The organism is Sphingobacterium athyrii, from assembly GCF_003071065.1.
Taxonomy (GTDB): Bacteria; Bacteroidota; Bacteroidia; order Sphingobacteriales; family Sphingobacteriaceae; genus Sphingobacterium; species Sphingobacterium athyrii.
Map to the genome: position 1 here is coordinate 660,414 of NZ_QCXX01000002.1, position 20,258 is coordinate 680,671.

19 protein-coding genes are annotated in these 20,258 nt (G+C 32.4%); 7 read left to right on the top strand and 12 right to left on the bottom strand.

Going from position 1 to position 20,258, the window contains the following annotated elements:
- The first annotated feature begins 15 nt into the window (after positions 1–15).
- From DCO56_RS09385 to DCO56_RS09395, 3 genes are all read left to right on the top strand, one after another.
- Positions 16–462 (top strand): nuclear transport factor 2 family protein, encoded by a 447-nt coding sequence (locus tag DCO56_RS09385; RefSeq protein ID WP_108633475.1) that lies wholly within the window; start codon positions 16–18, stop codon positions 460–462.
- A gap of 66 nt (positions 463–528) precedes the next feature.
- A complete protein-coding gene (locus DCO56_RS09390; RefSeq protein WP_108633476.1) occupies positions 529–1,278 on the top strand; it encodes an SDR family NAD(P)-dependent oxidoreductase in 750 nt (249 codons plus the stop codon).
- 185 nt (positions 1,279–1,463) lie between these two features.
- Positions 1,464–1,805, top strand: coding sequence for a hypothetical protein (locus tag DCO56_RS09395; RefSeq protein ID WP_108633477.1), 342 nt, complete (start codon positions 1,464–1,466; stop codon positions 1,803–1,805).
- 358 nt (positions 1,806–2,163) lie between these two features.
- Here DCO56_RS09395 and DCO56_RS29725 read toward each other — a convergent pair whose 3' ends face one another.
- Complete coding sequence (locus DCO56_RS29725) at positions 2,164–2,343, bottom strand: NUDIX domain-containing protein (RefSeq protein WP_245935805.1); 180 nt, start codon at positions 2,341–2,343, stop codon at positions 2,164–2,166.
- Between the two features lie 200 nt (positions 2,344–2,543).
- Positions 2,544–2,918 (bottom strand): hypothetical protein, encoded by a 375-nt coding sequence (locus DCO56_RS09405; RefSeq protein WP_108633478.1) that lies wholly within the window; start codon positions 2,916–2,918, stop codon positions 2,544–2,546.
- Positions 2,919–3,980: 1,062 nt separating this feature from the next.
- On the opposite strand from DCO56_RS09405, the gene DCO56_RS09415 reads away from it, so the two are divergent.
- The 4 genes from DCO56_RS09415 to DCO56_RS09430 are packed head-to-tail and all read left to right on the top strand — an operon-like array spanning position 3,981 to position 8,800.
- Complete coding sequence (locus DCO56_RS09415; RefSeq protein WP_108633480.1) at positions 3,981–6,017, top strand: cytidine/deoxycytidylate deaminase family protein; 2,037 nt, start codon at positions 3,981–3,983, stop codon at positions 6,015–6,017.
- 11 nt (positions 6,018–6,028) lie between these two features.
- On the top strand, positions 6,029–6,871 hold the full coding sequence (tcmP, locus tag DCO56_RS09420) for a three-Cys-motif partner protein TcmP (protein WP_108633481.1): 843 nt from the start codon (positions 6,029–6,031) through the stop codon (positions 6,869–6,871).
- 54 nt (positions 6,872–6,925) lie between these two features.
- Entirely contained in the window at positions 6,926–8,056 is a 1,131-nt protein-coding gene (tcmP, locus tag DCO56_RS09425) for a three-Cys-motif partner protein TcmP (protein WP_108633482.1), read from the top strand.
- Between the two features lie 6 nt (positions 8,057–8,062).
- A complete protein-coding gene (locus tag DCO56_RS09430; protein ID WP_108633483.1) occupies positions 8,063–8,800 on the top strand; it encodes a phage Gp37/Gp68 family protein in 738 nt (245 codons plus the stop codon).
- Between the two features lie 230 nt (positions 8,801–9,030).
- On the opposite strand, the gene DCO56_RS09435 is transcribed toward DCO56_RS09430, so the two are convergent.
- The 10 genes from DCO56_RS09435 to DCO56_RS09485 form a co-directional block, all read right to left on the bottom strand.
- Positions 9,031–12,621, bottom strand: coding sequence for an NACHT domain-containing protein (locus DCO56_RS09435; RefSeq protein WP_108633484.1), 3,591 nt, complete (start codon positions 12,619–12,621; stop codon positions 9,031–9,033).
- Positions 12,621–13,748: a metallophosphoesterase family protein gene (locus tag DCO56_RS09440; protein ID WP_108633485.1), complete on the bottom strand. Its 1,128-nt coding sequence runs from the start codon at positions 13,746–13,748 to the stop codon at positions 12,621–12,623. Before DCO56_RS09440 ends, DCO56_RS09435 begins: the two co-directional genes overlap by 1 nt.
- Before the next feature lie 879 nt (positions 13,749–14,627).
- Positions 14,628–15,641 (bottom strand): DUF4435 domain-containing protein, encoded by a 1,014-nt coding sequence (locus tag DCO56_RS09450; RefSeq protein WP_108633487.1) that lies wholly within the window; start codon positions 15,639–15,641, stop codon positions 14,628–14,630.
- Positions 15,642–15,649: 8 nt separating this feature from the next.
- Positions 15,650–16,627: an AAA family ATPase gene (locus DCO56_RS09455; protein WP_108633488.1), complete on the bottom strand. Its 978-nt coding sequence runs from the start codon at positions 16,625–16,627 to the stop codon at positions 15,650–15,652.
- A 276-nt stretch (positions 16,628–16,903) separates the two neighbouring features.
- Positions 16,904–17,278, bottom strand: a complete 375-nt coding sequence (locus DCO56_RS09460; protein ID WP_181390504.1) for an HIT family protein — start codon at positions 17,276–17,278, stop codon at positions 16,904–16,906.
- 69 nt (positions 17,279–17,347) lie between these two features.
- Positions 17,348–17,950, bottom strand: a complete 603-nt coding sequence (locus tag DCO56_RS09465; RefSeq protein ID WP_108633489.1) for a hypothetical protein — start codon at positions 17,948–17,950, stop codon at positions 17,348–17,350.
- A 14-nt stretch (positions 17,951–17,964) separates the two neighbouring features.
- On the bottom strand, positions 17,965–18,990 hold the full coding sequence (locus DCO56_RS09470) for an HNH endonuclease family protein (protein WP_108633490.1): 1,026 nt from the start codon (positions 18,988–18,990) through the stop codon (positions 17,965–17,967).
- Positions 18,991–19,028: 38 nt separating this feature from the next.
- Positions 19,029–19,382 (bottom strand): hypothetical protein, encoded by a 354-nt coding sequence (locus DCO56_RS09475; RefSeq protein ID WP_108633491.1) that lies wholly within the window; start codon positions 19,380–19,382, stop codon positions 19,029–19,031.
- A 4-nt stretch (positions 19,383–19,386) separates the two neighbouring features.
- Positions 19,387–19,740 carry a hypothetical protein gene (locus tag DCO56_RS09480; protein ID WP_108633492.1) on the bottom strand — a complete coding sequence of 118 codons (354 nt, stop codon included), beginning with the start codon at positions 19,738–19,740 and terminating at the stop codon, positions 19,387–19,389.
- Positions 19,741–19,748: 8 nt separating this feature from the next.
- The gene (locus DCO56_RS09485) at positions 19,749–20,207 is read right to left on the bottom strand and encodes a hypothetical protein (protein ID WP_108633493.1); all 459 of its coding nucleotides are present in this window, start codon (positions 20,205–20,207) and stop codon (positions 19,749–19,751) included.
- Positions 20,208–20,258: the final 51 nt, after the last annotated feature.

The window sequence follows — 20,258 nt, forward strand, 5'->3', positions numbered from 1 at the left end:
ACAGGAATTTCGGATATGAAAGATATAACGAATATAAACTATATACTGGCTGTAGACGCAATTAAAGATTTACAAGCCAAATACTGCCGATTTGTTGACCAGAAAAATTGGGATCAGCTAAAGGGATTATTTTCACAGCAGCCAACATTAACTTTTTATGCGGTTGATGGATCTATCTTATATGAATTTCATAGCAGTGATCAATTCATTGAAGCATGTAAAACAATTGAGGAAGCAGTTTCCATTCATCAAATTCATCATGCGGAGATAGAGTTGATCGGAGAGGCACAGGCTAAGGCTATAGTGGCCATGGAAGATCGGATCTATTTTGATGCAGACAAAGAAAGTCCATTTAAGAAATTTCACGGATTTGGCTTCTATTACAACCATTATGAATACGTTGACGGGCAATGGAAAATTCGTGAGGTCAAATTAAAAAGGCTAAAGCTGGACATTACCTAAGGACCAATTTACTGCTCAGATATATCCGTTTAATAAAATTGGAATAAAAAATTAAATTCAAATAAGATGTCAAAATTAAATGAAAAAGTAGCGTTCGTTACCGGTGGAACACGTGGTATGGGACGTGCCATCGTGGAGCGTCTAGCAAAAGAAGGTGCTACAGTTGCTTTTACCTACCTAAATTCTGAACAGGTAGCACAGCAGATTGTAGACGAGATAAATCAAAATGGTGGCAAAGCATTCGCAATCAAAGCAGATGGTTCACAAAAAGGAGCAGTTGGCAGAGCAATTGAAGACACAGTAAGTCTATTTCAGAAGATAGATATACTGGTGAACAATGCTGCTTTATCGGTGGGAGGTACTATCGAAACGTCTGACGAAAGATCGCACGAATACGATCGCCAAATCGATGTAAATATCCGTTCGGTGACCGAAGCCGTGCGTACTGCGCAAAAGTATATGCCAGATGGCGGGCGTATCGTAAATATAGCCTCCGTTGGCGGTATCCGGATCGGAGGGCCAGGTTTATCAGATTATGTTGCGACCAAAGCTGCTATTTCTGCATATACGAGAGGATTGGCTTGGGACTTAGCACCTCGACAAATTACGGTCAATAGCGTAGAGCCCGGAGCGACGGATACAGATATGCTACAAAAAGCAGACGAGGCTGTCCGACAACATTATATGAACGCGATACCTTTAAAGCGTTTTGCACAGCCAGAGGAGATCGCAGCGTTAGTTAATTTCTTGGTGGGAGATGAAGCAGGATATATTACTGGAAGCAGTTTTACCATCGATGGTGGTATCTCCGCTTAAGGAAATAGCTGTTACTGAAATATAATTATTAAGCGTTGACAATTTAAAAATGCCGCCTGATATTAAATAAGGTGGCATTTTTATTTCGAAATGGGGTTAATGATGTAGATTGCCAATAAAAAAGCTTTACTCTATTCTACACGAAATAAAGTATTTTAAGTTCACTCAATCAAAAGACCAGTTACATGGGCAATCATCTTAAAAAACTAAAAAATTATATGCACAATGATTTTCAGAATATAGGTGGAACAGCCAATATGCCTTTATTGGATCAGGGATCACTGCGTTCCTATGACTGGTTTAATACTGATACGAATACACTTATGATCTGGGATGGATTTGCTTTTAGATCTGCAGTTCCTAATGCCTCATCTACCACAAAAGGAGTCGTAAGTCAAGCCGCAATTTCTCCTGATAGTGCAGGTAACCCATCGTCCGCATATACCCAGATGGAAATCCAGTCCATACTGTCTGAACTTCGGGATTTAAAGAACAAATTAAGAACAGCGGGGATTTTAGCAACATAATGACCTCTGTTTATTCGCTAAGAGTCTGGATGATGATTAAAGTTTTAGTGTTTTGATCAATATTTTCGATAAAATGAATAATAGCTGTTCAGATAATCTGCTTATCTTTATAGCTAGAAAACCACGCGTTGGTTTCAAGGCTAATAGCATCGACCAAGTAGCCAAATTGCTTCCCTCTGCCGGTTCGAGGGAAGCTCTTTTTGTTTTAGGGCTTTTATGTACTCAGATAGCTGCTATTATTTGATTGATGTAGCGTAAGCGATATACTCGTTTACAATAGGCAGGTCAGCTTCTGCCCAGTCATAGTCAAGCAATTGATCTATCGCTACCCATATTGCCTGGGCATGCTCCAGCACTTTTACTTCTCCAGATTGTAGGCTGCATACAAAAGGGTAGAGCTGCAGCCTTCTTTAGATTCTCCGGTTTCGATCTTTCCCCCCGGAAATTCCCATTTCAATGGCAGTTTCATCGAGGCAGACCGTTGGCAGATCAGTATTTTATTGGCGTGTTCTATTATCGCGCAGGTTACTTGCAGCATAGTAGTTTAAAGGTAATGATTATCTCACAATAGAGTTATCTACAATATAATGATATACGTTTTCTGTAGAATATGATCTGCTGAATTAACTAAGGATTTTCAGAACGTAGTTATCGCAATCATACACAAGGTTTTTGACCGAAAGAATTTTTCCGTTTCTAAGCTCTTTTTGTGTATTCTTAAAGTCCATGACGTAGAGGTTATATCTTAGCCTCCTTTAATAGCATTCTATACGGTATCTCAATAGCAATGATTAGCGAAGAAGCTATCATCGTGGCAAAGAAGATATTGCAACCGAGTGAATGTGCTATCAGAAAGATCATACCGCTGATGACATATGTACTCTGTAAGGTAATAAACATAACCTTTTTGCACGCAGAATAGCACCTATCGGACTTTAATAGTGCATTTACTTTTAGCCCCATCTTTTCTAGATCAAATTGTTTTAATAGCAATCTTTTCAGCAGATAGAAATTCTGCTTCCATTGAATGTGATTTAAGAGCTTCAAGATCCCAATTTTTGCCAATTCGACAATTACTTTTTCTAGGATAATAAAAAATATTTTTGACATCATAATTTAATTTTTTACAAGTATAACTATTGTTGTGTTTTTTTGGTAATTCCAAGCTTTTTCACCAATGTTTTTATTGAGAATATTTCAAACTTATACTGATAAATCATATACTATTGGTTCTCAGTGACGAATTTTGCTAGCAATTTTTCAATTTAGGAATTGAATCTATATAATGTTTTAGACATTGCTAGCAAATTTGACTTTTGTAATATTTACGTCATATTGATCTGATCCTTTAAAATTTAGTGTCTTGTCTAGAGGAATGCGATATTTATAAATAAACAATCTTTATATGGTAGTAAATAAATTTTTTTGAAAAGATGCACGCAATCAAATGTTGCGAGGCACAAAATAGGAGAGAGGCTTATATAAGCTTTTTTAGAGTTGCCGATTTAAAGCATGAAATATTTTCCGGAATAAGCGATGAAATACTTAATATTAAAATCTCTGTTTGGCGAAATGAATATCCGAAAGTCACAGACGAATTATTCTGGTATTATGAGAATTTAGTTAAATGTGACAAGATTCAAAAAACTTATTGTTACGCCGCTATTTTCCTGATATACACATAATTTATTGACAGTATGTTACTTGCCATTTCTTATTACTTTTATATGGAATACAAAAAATAAGAATTAAATATTCTATCATTTTGATAAAATTATTAGACTATAGTTTTGGATTTTACGCAGGTAGTAAAAATTAGATTTCATCGTTCTGATCGCTAGATTCTTGACATCTGTATTGTCTTTTATAAAGGCAAACCCGAGTATATAATTTACCTCAACGTCTTTGGGAAATATTGAGTTGTGAAAAGACATTCTTATAAGTGTGAGTATTGACTAACCTTTCTAGATTATGTTTTAGAAAAAGTGTGGATATTTAATTCGAATAAAAGGTCAATAATGAATTATGCTAAATGAAAATTTTGAAATTCGAGATATTAATTTTAAATAAATAATGTATATTAGTATAAGGTCGTTTTTAAAAAAATGCCATATGAAAAGGTGATACGCTACTTTTGTTAGTACGTTTGTATTATTGACTTAACCAATATCTAAAATGAGTTTAGAAAATCTTTATAGTTTGCGGAATAATTTCCTGGTAGTCGGACTCACAGGGAGAACAGGAGGGGGAGCGAATGATATATGTAAATTCTTACAAAGTGAAGAGAACCCTTTTATCAAGGGTAAGTTCACTATACCAGATAATTTGCACGTAAATGAAATTCAAAAATTTACCATCTGTCAAAATTTGTTAATTGATGATTCCAATAAATGGCAAAAGTTTTCTGTAATTAAATATAGTGATGTTCTTTTGTTGTTTTTTTTTAAGGAGCTATATAGAGAGGTAAAAAACGATTTTGTCAACTTGAGTTATGAGATTCTTCTTAATTCCTTTGTAAGGGTATATAATAATAAATCTGTTGTCACTAGACGATTAGGACAGGAGGAAAATACTGATCATATAGTGAGAAATATATTCAACCTTTTTAAAAATAATAGAGAAACTCTAAACAGCGTGAGTATTCTTTTTCAACTGTTGTCTACAAAACCAGATTTTCAACAATATAGAGACACAATCGAACATTTAGCTTATTTAAATAAGATATTTTTTGAATCCTTTTCTAATTTGACCAAAGAGATATATAGCCTTATTGATCAGATAGATCCGATAGCTCGACAACTTTTCCTACAAGATATTGCACGTAACCTTAGATCTTGTGGAAAGGTATATTTTGAGGAACCACAACATATTAAAATAGAGCCTGAGTATATTTTCACTGTAGCTGTTGCGATTAATAACATAATAAAAATAAATCGTGCCCCTTCATCCCCAAATAGAATAGTTATTGATTCTCTAAAAAACTCTTTAGAAATAAATTACTTCAGAGAAAGATATTCTGGTTTTTATTTAATCGCTTCTGCTAGAGATGAGCATGATGCAAATGAGTATTTAAAAAGGAAAATTAATAAGATGGGATTTGAGGGGGATAATGCAGAAAATCAGTTCAAAAAAATAAAATTAATAGACGAAGCTCATTATCAAACGAAGGATTTTAAAATAGGTAAATTTACCACTCCAGATGTAGAAAACTGTATTCAAAAGGCTGATTATTATGTGTATTTTGGTAAAAAGTCTGATGTTGAGCAAGAGAAATATGATGCTAAGATTTTCTCATATTTAAGCTTGGAAATTCAACTTCTAAAGTTTTTAGCGCTGGTTCAGAAGCCAGGAATCGTTACACCATCAGCAATAGAACGTTCTATGCAATTGGCATTTAGTTCTAAATATAATTCAGGCTGTATTTCGAGACAAGTCGGAGCTGTTGTTACTGATTCGAATTATTCCGTTAAATCTATTGGCTGGAATGAGGTGCCTCAAGGGCAAACACCTTGTTCTCTGCGAAGCTTAAAAGAACTAATAAATAATGAACGTGTGCAAGTTTACTCTGATTATGAAAAAAATGGAGGGAACTATTCAGGCGTTTCTTTTAAAAATAAGGTAAATGAAACGCTAACTGAGATATATGGAGATACTAGTGAATTTTTTAACAATCTTAATGGACATAATTGTCCTTATTGTTTTAAGGACTTTCATAATTCTTTCGAAGGGAAAGAAAACCAAGTGCACACAAGATCATTACATGCTGAGGAGAATGCGATGTTACAAATATCAAAATTTGGTGGACAACCACTAAATAAAGGGGTTCTCTTTACCACTGCCAGCCCATGTGAACTATGTTCGAAAAAAGCATTTCAATTGGGGATTACAAAAATTTTTTATATTGATCCTTATCCAGGAATAGCCAGACAGCAAATTTTAAAAGCAGGAAATAGCCAGGAAAGCAACCCTAAACTATATATGTTTCAGGGAGCTGTTGGTAGGGGATATTTTAAATTGTATGAACCATATATGTCGATAAAAGACGAAACCTTTATTCGAACTAGGATTAAACCTAGAGTATCGGACGAAAAGAAATTTAAAGAGCTAAAGGAAGAATTAGTGAATAAATTTCCAGATTCTTCGAAAGTGAAAAGTATTTCTACCTATGAAGAAATGTTAGATTTAATAAAAAAAGGATTGGAAAAGTCTTAGTTGTTATTATCATGAATAGTTTTGGCGGTAATTGGACCTATCAAAAAATTAAAATAATAGAGGACTACGCAAAAGCATATTTGCAGATCATGAAAAATAGGCCATATTGGAAATTGATGTATTTTGATGGCTTTGCTGGTTCTGGTGACATTAATATAGATGGTGCGCTAGATTCTAAAGTCATTGAAGGAGCCGCAAAAAAAATTGTCGCAATTAAGGAACCAAAGATATTCGATATATGCTATTTCGTTGAACTTGATAAGCAAAAAGCAAAAAATTTACAACAAAGTCTCCATCAGATAAGAAAAGCAGGAGTGTTTGTAGTAGAAGATGATTGTAATCGTAAGCTAAAAAATATGTCTCATTTTCTGAAATCAGAGAAGGGAAAAAATCATAAAGTATTAGCTTTTATTGACCCATGTGGGATGGAGGTTGATTGGGCATCTATTGAATGTTTGAAAGGACTCTCGATTGATATGTGGATACTCATTCCCACAGGAATTGGGGTAAATCGTATGTTGACCAAAAATCATAAAATTTCAGAGGCATGGTGGGCCAAGCTTGAAGCATTTTTTGGTATTTCTAGAGAAATATTGGATCATGATTTTTATACTTTTTATGAGGTTCCAACATTATTTGGTGATAATCAGAAAATTTTTAAAAAAAATAATGGGATAAAAATGATTGAGCATATCTATTTACAAAGATTAAATGAAGTATTCGACTTTGTTTCCAAGCCATATATATTAAAAAATAAAAACAACTCAATAATGTTTCATTTCGTATTAGCTTCTAATAATCAGGTTGCAATAAACATTGCTAATGATTTAGTCAAGAGGCTAAATTATTCATGACCATGATCTATTTTCTGTTTACAGATAATTATATAGCAACTATAAAAATATAGAATGAAGAAGAAGTCACAAAACAACCTTTTTGTACATTCAGCAGTTAAGATAGATCTACTCGGAAAATATTTAAGTAAATATTTCAGTATTATGAGTAATACACCTTATGTTGATATTGTTCACTACTATGATTTATTTAGCGGTCCCGGTATTTACGATAATGGTGGAGAGGGAAGCCCTATGGTAGTGTTAGGTAAGCTAAAGGAGGTTTATTCGAGGGGAAAAGAAAGAAATGCGGACTTAAGTACTTATAGGTGTAATTTTAATGATATCGATCCTCGATTAATTGAAAAATTAAAGAATAATATAGAAGCGGCTAATATTCATTGCGCAGAAATAGGTAGTATTGCATTTAGTAGCATTGATTATAAAATATTATGTGGAGAGTTGAGAGATACTTTGAAAAAAATGCCCAAAAATGAAAAAGCTTTTGTTTTTATAGATCCATATGGATATAAGGAGGTGCGTTTTAGTGAGATTAAAGATTTATTGACGGGGAAAAATTCCGAAGTATTGCTTTTCTTACCGACTCATTTCATGTTTCGTTTTAATGAGAATGGTACTCCTGAAAGTTTACATAATTTTATTGATGATATTGTGCCTAAAGAGCAATGGCCCAAAAGTGAAACAGGCTTGGATTTTGTTGAAAATTTAAAAGAAGCATTTCAAAAGAATCTTGGTAGCGATTATTTTGTGGATTCTTTTATTATTAGTAGAGAAAAAAATCAATTCTTTTGCTTATTTTTCTTTACTAGTCATATTTACGGTTTCGATAGAATGTTAGATACTAAATGGCAAATTGATGAGGAAGACGGTCGCGGTTGGAAATTTAATTCTAATTCTATAGACCTCTTTTCGGGAGTTACTAATGGTCCTAATATTTCTAAGTATGAGAAGATTCTCAAAGTTTTTTTGAAGGAAAAACGTTCAAATAAGGATTTATATCAATTTTCGTTACATAATGGCTATTTACCTAGCCACACAGGACAGATATTGAAAAAATGTCAAGATGATGGAAATTTAATTGCAACTTTACCAGACGGTAGTAGGGCCAGAAAGTCATCCTTTTATATTTCATGGGATAACTACAAAAATAATCAAAGCGAAAAGGCTTTTTTTAGATTAAAGTGAAATAGTATGAAAACTTCAAAAATTGAATGGACTGAAGCGACTTGGAATCCTTCAACAGGTTGTAATAAAGTTACAGCTGGATGTAAACATTGTTATGCTGAGACAATGGCTAAACGGCTTAAAGCTATGGGAGCACCTGGCTACGAAAATGGCTTTGAATTTACTCTCATGCCTGAACGATTAGAAATGCCTTTGAAAATCAAGAGGCCAACCAAATTCTTTGTAAATTCGATGAGTGATCTTTTTCATGAGGAAATGCCTTTTGAATTCTTGGATAGAGTTTTTGATGTAATACGTGCAACTCCTCATCATACATATCAAATTTTAACAAAAAGGGAAAAGATATTAGAGAGTTATTGTCAAACTAGGACGATCCCAGATAATGTTTGGCTTGGGGTTACTGTTGAATTCCAAAAAGCAAAAAAGAGAATAGATATACTACGTGAAATTCCTGCAAAAATTCGATTTCTTTCAGTTGAACCACTATTAGAGGATTTAGGTGATCTAGATTTGAAAAATATACATTGGGTTATCGTGGGAGGTGAGAGTGGTCCGAAAGCCAGACCAATGGCACCGCAATGGGCACTTAAAGTGATGAAGCAGTGTGATGATCAGAATGTTGCATTTTTCTTTAAGCAATGGGGGACTTGGGGAGATGATGGTGTTAGAAGAAGTAAAAAAGCAAATGGGCGTATTCTCGCAGGCAGAGAATGGAATGAAGAGCCTGAGTTAGAATTATTTTGAATCTTTGAGAAATAATGGAATTAATAACTTTTATATATTGTACAATTATTGTTTTTTATATGTATCTATCTTACCAAGTACATATTTTATAGCTTAGCTTTAAGGGTTAGCTTTGCATTAGTTCGAAAATATTGATTGAGAAATCAAGATGTATTTTGAAATTTTCAAGTAATGATAGCGTATTATTTAAAAAAATCAGATTGCCAGAAGACAATCTGATTTCTTAATATTTATTTTAGGAGAGAAATTGCATCTTTAAAAGATAGTTTAGTAGATTTAGATTTTAGATGACTATTATTTGATGTTTCAATTAGATCATTTACGTAGAATAATTTATGGTCCACGACCTTGCTATAATCTTGCAACAAAAGGTTATCTTTTATTTTTAACAATATTTGCTGTATTTCAATATAACCTTGCTCAGTATCACTGAGATTTGAAGTCAATCCAGTGATAAATTTTCTTGAGAGATTGAGATAGAATGAATTTGAGTCAGATTGAGTATAAACCATGTTAAATAAACTTTCATATAAATTCAGTTCATTCAAAATTGTATAGTTACCTAAATCATTTGGAAAAGTACCACTTGAGTCGAGGTGAGTTGAAATTGTCTTTTCTAAAAACTTGGAATAATGTAAAAGTGCACCATTATAATTTAGGAAAAACAAGATATTTATTGCATCGTCTACAAATGTAATCTCATCGGTTGCTAGATAATTTAAAGCGGCATCCAATATAAATTGATTATCAAGATTATATTTTTTGATTAGTTTAATACCATACCAGAATTCAAATGTTTTTGGATCCTTACAATATGATTTTAAAAATTTCAATGGATCTTTTATTAAAAATAAATATTTTTCAAAAATATTATCTTGAAGAGCCATTGATTGGTCATCAATGAGATATTCGCCAATTTTTTTATAACACTTACTTAACTCCTTATTAATCGCGTAGTTTATGTGATCAAGTTTTGCAAAATAGATCAAATCTCCATTGAGAATATTACTTGAAACCTTAGCTTTTATAACTTCTTCATCCCCAATTCTATTGAGGACATGATCAATAAATGAGTTTTCTTTATCAAATGAATGACTAGATATGTTCCCGAATTCTAAAGCGTTTAAATAGAATTCTTTATTTTGTTGAATGTTATATTCCAGATCGAAATAAAGAACAATTTTTAAATATCTATAATATTTGGTGGTGGTATACATTCCGGGGTCATTGGGATCTATACTTACGACATTTTTAAAATCAATTTTTGGAACAATAGATTTTGTCAACGAATCAATCAATAATATATGTTCTTTTACAATTGTATAGATTTTTAAGGAACTATGCCCTAATGCGGTTTTAATTACAGATAGATAAAAGTATGGATCATTAAAAAGATTTATAATTTTTTCCGACGATACTTCATTATAGCGTCTTAATGCCGTTTCAATTACTGTATGAATTGTATATTGAACCCCATGATAACCAAATTCATCATACCATTTAAAAAAAAGTTTTTGAAACTCTGGATTGGAAAGTTCTACAACGTCGTGTTTTTTAAAATACAATTTGATCTCTTCTATTATTTCATTTTTGCAAAATAATAGATTGAAATTATATAATTGAAATGCATTTCGTTTATCGATTAATAGTTGAATCTCAGCTTCCGTTTTAAGGGGAGAAGAAAATATATATCCGGTCTTGACGAATTTATCTTCCAAATAAAACGCAAGATCAGTACTATGGTACGATAACCAATTTCTAAATGATTCAATGTTTTTTGGCGAAGTGAAAATCAATTCTCCCGTTTCGTAACTATTTACAATGGAATCGATTGCAGGTTTATTCAAAAAAGTACAAATCGAATACAAAACATTTGTGGAGAGGTGCTCTTTTTTTAATATATGAACAATTATTTCAGGAGTTATTTCTATTTCTACCAACAAATTTTGTAAAACAGGGTTATTCGTAATCCTATGGTCTCCTGCAAAGGCTATTTCAGTTAATTTTATAACATAGGAGTAATCTTCACTGAAAATTTTAGCTCTTTCAATAAGCTTATTATTGAAATTATCATAAAAGATACTTTTTGAATTTAAGCCATAATTATCGTCGAATAAAATACTTAATAACTTCAAATGTAATTCTCTGTCATTTGTGCTTAGAATCATATGTGCTATATGATGTTCTGTACCTCTTATTGTATTATCGCGAGCACTAAAGTAATACTTAACTTCTGAAATTAATAATTCATCGTCATTTTCAAAATCTTCTAAATCGCTATAGATAGATATTATTTGATGTGCAATATCTCTGTTTCCGGAATTTTTTGTCAGTTGTAAAACTTCAAGTAGGAAGCCAGGATCTTCTTTATGTAGGTTTTGACTTTTTATTGATCTCAATATTTCAGCCTGGATAGGTCTTTCTTCATTTGTGAGTATTTTTAAAAATTCCTCTTTAACAATATTTTTTTCTTCATCTAATAGAGATTTATGAGATAAAACCTCTAAAGCAGAAACTCTAGGTCTGTTTTGATTATTTCTACTTCTTATTTCTTTGATTAGAAAATCAAATCCAGCGAATTTAGCTAAATGATTTAATGGAATTTTTCCATTATGAGAAATCCAAAAAGTTTTATTTATACAGATATCTTTAAAATAACTTTCAAAAATTTCATTTTGTAAAGCTGGATTTATTCGATTGCTATCGGCAAAAAATAATATTTCAATTTCATAATCGAATAACCATTTCTTTAAAATGTCTAATTTTTCTCCTTCTAAAATATTCAGTAAAAATGTGGTGGTATTAAACAAACTTGGCTTTATTCTATATATCGAATCAGCACTTATAAATTTAATTATTTCATCATCACTCAAAGACGAGATATATTGTGCTGCAAAATATTCTTGATAATTTTTATGAATAAAGACATAACTGTCAGTACTTTGTAACTTGGTTATAAACGGCAGCTCTTGAAAGATTTCAATTCCATTATTACCCAATAATTTTAATAAATCTTCTTCCTCAATTGCATTTTGTTGCATTAATTCATTTGTTACAGCAACTTGTTGAAGAGCAGAAGTCATCAGTGCCTTAGGAATTGAAAATCTCTTGATTAACTTTAGACGGGCATTTTCAATTTGTTCATTTAAAAATAATTCCCATGAATCCTTTTGTGAATCTGGAAATTTACCATTTTGAGCATAATAAGAAGCAAATAAGTCTAGATTAAATGGGGTTTGTAACAAAGTAAAATATTGCTCTACCTCTTTGTGAGGTATTTCTAACTTGAATTTTTCTTTAAGAATTTGGTCTATTTGATAATATGAGAGATTTTTTAAATAAGCGATTTCAAATTTTGAAATATTAATCAAATACTTCTGATAAATATTAGTTCTACAGCTTATCAAAAACTTTAATTTAAGCTTTGAGTACTTAGACATAAAATTCTCCAGTTCAGATATAAAATCTTGGATATTTCCAATTTCATCTAATCCGTCAAATATAAAAATAACAGAAGGCATTTTCTTCCAGCCATCAAATTGAATAATATCATCAATTGTTGATGTTTGTCGAAAGTTCTTTACATTGACAAAAAGGGGAACAAGTTTGTTGACATTCTTTTCTTCCCATAATATTTTAAACAGATGTTTTAATTCAGTTGTCTTTCCGATACCCGGGTTACCCAAAAGCAGGATCCTATCATGACTATATACAAGATCAAGAAGTGTTAATCTTTCTTTAGATTCATCAAACAACGAAAAAGTATTACTTTCTTTTGTGGATGTTTCAATATATCTAAGTTCGTAATATTCGGATTTCATTATTTAACGTCTTTTATATAATTTTCCATTATTTGATCTTCTAAATTTCCATCCTCACTAGTTTCAGAATTATTCACTTCTGTTATAAATGGAGTGAAGCCTAATGGATGTTTTGAAACATCCCTACCGTCTTTTGGTGCTATTTCACCATCGTTGGTAAAACAAAATTGAAAGGGGAGATATTTATAATATAGTATTTCTTCGAGGCAGGCTTCCTGAAAATTTATAGTTATAATATGAAAGCCAGGTTGCCATTTACTTTCGGGTTCTTTAGGTTTATTTAGTGCAGAGCGTGCCATAATCCCAAAACATCCCCCGGAGGAGGAAATCAGCCGTCTTAATTGGTGATGATGTTTATCTCCAAATAAATGTAGGTGGTAATCTTTGTGTGTAAGAATAGCTTGAATATCTTCTTTTTCAGCGTAACTTTCTATTGGATGATGAGTCATAACAATATTCATAGTAGTCCCTGCAAGAAGATTTAAGGCATCATTTAATTGTTTATATCCAAAATATAAGCCATTACCAAAATATGCTTGCAATTCGCAAGTACTACATCGCCAACTGTCATTTATTAGTGCAAAACCAACTTTAATATCCTTGTTTACTTCGTAAATGTATGTGGATTGATTTCTTGTAAATTGATATGTAGTTCCAATACTTTCTTTATGGAACCTTTTTTCGAAATCTTTGAATTGTTTAATTCGATAGCTAAATTTTTCGTGTGAATCTAACCGAATGTCTTTAAGAATTGAATTTATATCACCATCTGCTTCAATTTTTTTTAGTTTTTTTTCATCTACCCATTTTATCTCATTCTCATCAATATCGTGATTTCCTGGAATGAAAAGAAAATTTGCATTATTTAATTTTAAATGATTCTTAATGGGAGTAATGAATTCATCTTCAAAAATTTCATAGGGATCAGTTTTGCCTTTAAACTTTTCAATTTTAAACAAAGAATGTCCACCTTGGTCAACAAGATCTCCTGTAATTGCAATAATATCAATAGGGTCCTGATCATGTTCCTCTTTAAGAGTTTTCAATAAGGCTTTTATATAATCGGTTTCAAATACATCGAAATTACTTTCAGATAAGTGAATGTCCGAGATATGTACTATTCTCATTTAAGGGCTACTATGTTTTTATTAGAATTTGAAAGCTGGCTATGAATTTTTATTTATATCCTTTCAATATTAAGTGTAAATATAACAAAAACTACTGTGAACGCTGATATTGAATTTGCTTACCGTAAAATGCTTCAAACCCTTCTTTCGATAGGATATCGTTTAAGTGCAATAGTGCTGTGTATATAGGTCTGGATCTTCATTTGTTGCTTCAGCTGGGTCCATTAATACCTTTATAACTTCTAAGAATGTATCAGAAGGAAAGCCATGGTAAGAAGATGGCAAAGTCAAAATTTCCGTAAGCGTATTTGCTACCCAATGAGATCTTGTTGATCCGTCATGGGTATAATCAGTTTCTGCGTCATGAAAAAATTGACTGATAATACTACTACTCCTATATGGAAAAAAATTACCAGATAACGGTTGGTTTCCACAAATGATTTCTGACAACTGGGATACAGTACGGTTTTTAAACTTCATTCTTAAGTTAATTATATGACATACGAACAACTATAAAGCACAAAATTGTTCGTATGTCATAAATATCGCCATTTTATATTCATTTGCAAATATTTACAGCTTTGGCATGCACTTAAATTTGAGAATTCTTTAAATATCACTTTAATAAATTAGAACAAACCATATAAGATGAATGATTTTCCGTATTGTCATAGCAATCCATTTATTACACTATGCCAAAAATATATATTTTGGTGAATCCAGATTTACAGGTTATAATTATCTTGATCCATTTCAATCAATTTTCTCTATAGCAACTAATAGCTGATTTATTTTGATACTAGAAAATTTCATTTGTTTGAAATTTAGAAGGCCAGAACAACAGATTTAAATTGGAGGAAAAATTTCTTATTTTATTCTTCAATTTAAATTGTATTTTTTTATAAAATCTTGTATTTTTTTTTCTGTCAGCTTATATGTATGTGAATTATAAAATTGAAAGTTTCTATATATATGTCCTTCGATGCTCTTGTTTTCGATAATACCGCTTTTATATTTTCGGGCTTCTTCTTTTTTGTGAGTCTCATGTAAACATTTCTGCTCTATTTCAAATAATTTTATTCTTTTTTCATTACTTACGATAGATCTCAAAAACATTAAAACTACATTACTTAAAATAAGGTGACCATTAGCATAGATATAGCAATTGTCACTTTCTATTCCTTTTTTCTGTAACCTACTCTTATAATCTTCAATTTTGTCTTGCAAGTGGGGAAATGCTTGTTCCAGCTGATTAAGCTTTAGGCGTACTCTTGTGTTTAAACATTCAAATGACGCATCGTAATTATTCTCAAAATCGTCTACGGTTAAAATTTTACAAATTTCAACGAAGTTCTCAATACTAAAGTCTTCATGCTGTTTAATAGAATATAAATATATATTCCACACTAGTAAATCATATATAATATTGGAGTATCTAATTAATAATTTCGCAAGATCAATTTTAATATCAGCTTTATTTAGGCAACCCACGCAAAAATTCAATAGGCTTTCATGATAACAGTATAGGTTTTCTATCGAATAAGAATAAGTCTGAAAAACAAAATCAGAATTATTTATGATTGAAGAGTTCTCATTCAAATCAGGTATTAAAAAATCATAATCGCTATCTACACAGATTATTAAGTTTTCGCCAAGATTATCTTTGAAATTTTTGAAAATATTCTGCTTTCCTTTTTCATAATGATCTTTATTAGGTAAGCTAAAATCAAATTCTACATTCATTAAATTAAACCTACAAAATACCTGATTCCAATGAGTTATATCGGGATCAGACTCTACATAGACTTTAATCATCTTTTTACTATTAGATGGTTTTAAAGAATTTATAGCTGAAATAAAATTAGAAGTTAAATTTTCGATTAGTGAGGACATTTTTAAAGCTAAGATAAAAGATCTTCAATGTTAACTACTTTATTCATCCAGCCATCCATTATCATTGCTGGAGAATGAGTTGAAATAATTAATTGTGCATTAGGATTAAGTTCTCTAATTATTTGTATTAACTGTCGCTGCCAATCGAAATGTAAGGAAATTTCCGGCTCATCCAAAAATACAAGAGAATTTTTCGTATCCTGAATTAAGAACGTAATTAATATTAGTAGCAGCTGTTTTTCACCTGATGAAAGTTCATAAATAGACAAAATTTTCTCTTCATCAATTAGTTTAAACGAAATTTGATTATCCTCGTTATTGAGCTGTTTTTTTGTGGGTAAGAAAAGTTTATTTATATAAGTCTTAAATAAGTCCAATTTCTCGAAGTGATTCTTAGTCCTCCTTTTCTTTTCAGTAAGATAGGTGAACGCTTTTTTTGATATATCAAGTTGATAATTTATATATTTTTTTTGTAAAAAATATAGTTCTCTATCTAGTTCGGATTTTACATTGTCATCAAATATTTCGTCCTCAAAAACTGTATGGGAGTCGAATGTATTAATAATGTCTATTTCTATATTTTTCCTAAAATTATTAAAAAGTTCTTCATCCCAATTACTTGTAGTAATAGTGATTATCTTTTTATAAAGTTTCTCTCGACTATCCTCATTTTTTAGAAATTGAGAAATAAATTCATAAAAATCTGCTTTTTTAAGAGATTCATTTGAATTTAAGTCTGAATTATGATCAATTTTAGTGTAATAAAAATGACTATCCTGGTTAGTATAAATATCTATAGACTGAATATGATTAGATAGGAAATGAGATTTATCATTATTAAAATAAGAGGCAATACAATTTATAATCGTTGACTTTCCACTTCCATTGATACCAGAGAGAATATTTATGTCTTTGTTTAAATTCCAAACAACGTCATGTTTGCCCCAGAGCTTTGTTAGCTTAATTTGTTTAATGTAGTGTTCCATTAATTACTTAATAAATACGATCGCTATATAAAAGGTGAAGATACATCAAAGAACACAAATCTTGAAATATATTTCAATTTATATTTGAATATAATTTGGGATACAGGGATCATTTACAAAGATTGTCAAACCGATTCCGATACTTCTAACCAATTCTAAATTGAAATTAATTCACTTTGAATCGATATATCTTTTAACAAACATGTACGATACTAAAAAGGAGAATACAAAGCTGGAATAGAACATAAAATGCTTAAAAACATATGACCACCTCATCTAATAACTTCCCTTACTCGGTATCACATGCCGCACACCACCTCTCGGATTTTCCATGTCGCCAATATAACGTGGGATCAAGTGGCAATGAAAATGGAAGACCGTTTGGCCAGCAGATTCACCACAGTTCATGCCGATGTTGTAGCCATCTGGTGCGAACTCAGATTCTACCAAGGATCGGGCTAGGCCGATCGCATTATCTAAGTCAGCTTTTTCATCGGGAGTGAGCTCAAAATAATCAGTACGAAGTGCTTTGCTAATAATTAATGTATGACCAGGGCTAACTGGAAAGCCATCTCGGATCAAGAAGAAATGTTGTGTTTCTCCGATTTGTTTGTCGGTTGGTAGTTCTAAAAAGTTTTTTATACTGCTCATGGCTAAATTTCTCTAGGGGTCTTTCTGTTATCAAATAGAGTAGATGGTTGATCAATAATAATTCTAGTATTATTTTGTACCAACTAATCCTGCCTTTTTTAATGATTCGTCAATTATATTCATCAACAATTCTATATTCGAAGCAATTTCTTCCTTTGGAACCATCATAGGCTTGATATCACTTCTTGGAAAATCAACTTTATCAACAAATTCGGGTAAGAGGATTTTTATTTGATCATCATTCAGGTTCCCATAATCCAGGAAAGTCCAGTTTTTAGACTTTGGCTCCTTGATCGCCATTAAAGTCGCATATGCTATCATTTTTTTGGTCGAGTCGGGTATACTCATAACGATTAATTGAGGAAAGAAAGAATACTCGATATTATCTAGCGTATAAATATCTAGATCAACGTAATTGATAACCGAGTCTATTTTAATCTCTTGTGTTTGCAATTGTGCTAACGCACCACTGATAAGATCCAAAGCGGCTTCTCTGCCACCCATTTGTTTGACCAATCGCGGTGAAGTGAGGTTTACAGTAGCCTGAGCGTCGTGTGCGGTTGATGCAGTCGTCATCTTTGCCAGTGCGTTTTTTAGCTCCGGATCTTTCTGAGCATAACTATGCGTAAAATTAGCAATGATGGCGATTACAATTAATAAAAAGGATCTCATGGCGTTTTATTTTTCTAAAAATTTCCTAGCAATTCAATCCGTGGCTGCCATTCATGAATCGAGTTGGAGAGCGCCAGATTGTATTGCGCTTGCAGAAAGATACGTCTTTTTTCTTTTGTTTTTCCCGTTTGATTGATGATTGTTTCCGCTAATGGATGCTTACTTTCAATATAAAACTCGTTCCGGTTATATAGTCGTTCTAGGTAACGGCGATGCGGCACCCTTGTACTTTTATCGCTATTGATCTTTGGATCTGCCAATACGAGGTTCCAAACGCCGTTAATATTTACTTCCTCTGCTGTATGTGCTCGCTTGTTGAGATGGGGGAGGAAGTGATCCACTTCACAAATATTATCTGATCCTTTGTTTACAAAAATATCTCGATAGGAATAGAAACATTTCCCTTTTTGGTAACCATTTAAAGCATCTCTTACCGAAGTAATATTAATCCTTCGCATGAATGAATCGATGAATAATTCCTGTTTTAGAGAATCGTGTTTGACTTCTAATAGGTTAGGGTTTATTTGGAGGTTCCAGGCTGTTTCAACCAGGTTCCATCTGGCGTCAACTTCTTGTTCTAAATTAATGAATTGAAGGGTCTCTTTCAGCTTGAAGATGCTGTCCGTAAGAATGATTTCTTTCTTGCCATCTCCATAGCTTTTTTGATAAAATGGATCTTTGATAATGTCTCCATTTACATTTTGAAATGCGTCCACTACGTTGACAAAACCGAGTTTGACCGTCGATTGGATCAACTGATCCTCAGAAATCCTAGCAGCCACAAAATCACGGCAGGTGTTTAAAAATTTGCTTGATGTTGAGTTTCCTTGCTTATCACTCTTCCGAAGATGCTCAACAACATTCCTCGAGAAGGGCGCTGCTAAATCTTCTAAAGACAACGACGATTTGCCAGATGGCAATAGCTCGATCATAGCCTTGGCGAAAGCAAACTTATAGGTAGCTGAGTTTTTGCCAAACAAAATAATGGCTCGCCATTGCGATTCAAGGCTGGGATCGTTTATCTGAAATGTTGTAGCCATTGGGTTAAATGCTTTAAAAGTTTATCGATTTTGTAAGCCTAACCCTCAATATGGTCTTTCAATTCTTCTTTCAGTCGATAGAATAATTCTAACTCATACTTTAGCTGATCTTCTTCCGAAATAACTTGAGGTAAGCGAGGTTTCGAGGGATCGAATGGACCTTTTACAATTTCTAAAGTGATTATGTCTCCGAGATTAAGTGTTGTTTTTAGCCAATCAACATGACTGTCTGCATCCGAATCTAGACCGCCTACATGGAAACCAAATGCATCATTGCTGCCTCGTCTACGAGCGAAAGCAGCCATCGCATGCAATACATAGTGGGATTCGTTAAATCCTGCCCTTGTAATCTGTTCCCCATTTATTTTAATATTGATACCTATATTGTCCATAAACTTATTTGATGTGGTCTTTAAGTTTTTCTTTTAAAAGGTGATAGTGTTCCAGTTTACTTTTTATTCTGGCCTCCTGGTCTATATCACTTTTGGTTCTAGTTTGGGGATCATCAAAAGGGGGCTCAATCACCTCAAATGTAACTGTATCACCTTCTTTAAGTTCGGTTCCGTACCAATAAACGTTGTCGTCCTGTTCATTATCCATTCCGCTTACATTAAGTGTGAACTCCTTACTTCCGTTATTTCGTTCCACAAAGGTTACATTCCCAACTAATACATAGTCATCCTTGTCAAACCCAGCATTTGTGACTGGATTTCCATTGACTTTTACTTTAAGTCCTAGTTTCTTATCCATAATTACTTTTATAACACTTCCGCTTCGCCAATAACGTTGGGACCTTCATGTAGCCACCATTTTCGGCCTTTTGTCAAATATTGCTCTAGCTCTTTTACAAGGAGAAAGCGAACAGTAGCAATCCTTTCTTCACCAGGCATTAATTTCTCACCTTCAAAATTTATATCACCTATATAAGTCCGCAATAACTTTCCCTCAGCTGTATATTCAAACACGTGATTGGGTCGATAACCTGAGATGATACCTGTTTTTCGGCCGCCGTTTTCAGTAGGTGTTAACTTTATCCTTGCCTTGACTATAAACAATCCATTTTCATTTATAAGCTCTTTTACACTTGCAAGGGTGTATTTGTCATATGCCATCACATCGAAGACCTTTGAGTCACCACTATCTAACCAACGCTTATATATAAGTTTGCCATTCATGAACAAGCAAAGTTCATTTTCTGAAAAATCTTTAAATATCATTTTGTGCGTTCTTATGCCTAGTATCTGGGATTATTTCTAAAACTCTTTACT

Coding starts and splice junctions, on each gene's coding strand:
- DCO56_RS09385 (WP_108633475.1), top strand. CDS start 16: ATGAAAGATATAACGAATATAAACTATATACTGGCTGTAGACGCAATT.
- DCO56_RS09390 (WP_108633476.1), top strand. CDS start 529: ATGTCAAAATTAAATGAAAAAGTAGCGTTCGTTACCGGTGGAACACGT.
- DCO56_RS09395 (WP_108633477.1), top strand. CDS start 1,464: ATGGGCAATCATCTTAAAAAACTAAAAAATTATATGCACAATGATTTT.
- DCO56_RS29725 (WP_245935805.1), bottom strand. CDS start 2,343: ATGCTGCAAGTAACCTGCGCGATAATAGAACACGCCAATAAAATACTG.
- DCO56_RS09405 (WP_108633478.1), bottom strand. CDS start 2,918: ATGATGTCAAAAATATTTTTTATTATCCTAGAAAAAGTAATTGTCGAA.
- DCO56_RS09415 (WP_108633480.1), top strand. CDS start 3,981: ATGAGTTTAGAAAATCTTTATAGTTTGCGGAATAATTTCCTGGTAGTC.
- tcmP (WP_108633481.1), top strand. CDS start 6,029: ATGAATAGTTTTGGCGGTAATTGGACCTATCAAAAAATTAAAATAATA.
- tcmP (WP_108633482.1), top strand. CDS start 6,926: ATGAAGAAGAAGTCACAAAACAACCTTTTTGTACATTCAGCAGTTAAG.
- DCO56_RS09430 (WP_108633483.1), top strand. CDS start 8,063: ATGAAAACTTCAAAAATTGAATGGACTGAAGCGACTTGGAATCCTTCA.
- DCO56_RS09435 (WP_108633484.1), bottom strand. CDS start 12,621: ATGAAATCCGAATATTACGAACTTAGATATATTGAAACATCCACAAAA.
- DCO56_RS09440 (WP_108633485.1), bottom strand. CDS start 13,748: ATGAGAATAGTACATATCTCGGACATTCACTTATCTGAAAGTAATTTC.
- DCO56_RS09450 (WP_108633487.1), bottom strand. CDS start 15,641: ATGTCCTCACTAATCGAAAATTTAACTTCTAATTTTATTTCAGCTATA.
- DCO56_RS09455 (WP_108633488.1), bottom strand. CDS start 16,627: ATGGAACACTACATTAAACAAATTAAGCTAACAAAGCTCTGGGGCAAA.
- DCO56_RS09460 (WP_181390504.1), bottom strand. CDS start 17,278: ATGAGCAGTATAAAAAACTTTTTAGAACTACCAACCGACAAACAAATC.
- DCO56_RS09465 (WP_108633489.1), bottom strand. CDS start 17,950: ATGAGATCCTTTTTATTAATTGTAATCGCCATCATTGCTAATTTTACG.
- DCO56_RS09470 (WP_108633490.1), bottom strand. CDS start 18,990: ATGGCTACAACATTTCAGATAAACGATCCCAGCCTTGAATCGCAATGG.
- DCO56_RS09475 (WP_108633491.1), bottom strand. CDS start 19,382: ATGGACAATATAGGTATCAATATTAAAATAAATGGGGAACAGATTACA.
- DCO56_RS09480 (WP_108633492.1), bottom strand. CDS start 19,740: ATGGATAAGAAACTAGGACTTAAAGTAAAAGTCAATGGAAATCCAGTC.
- DCO56_RS09485 (WP_108633493.1), bottom strand. CDS start 20,207: ATGATATTTAAAGATTTTTCAGAAAATGAACTTTGCTTGTTCATGAAT.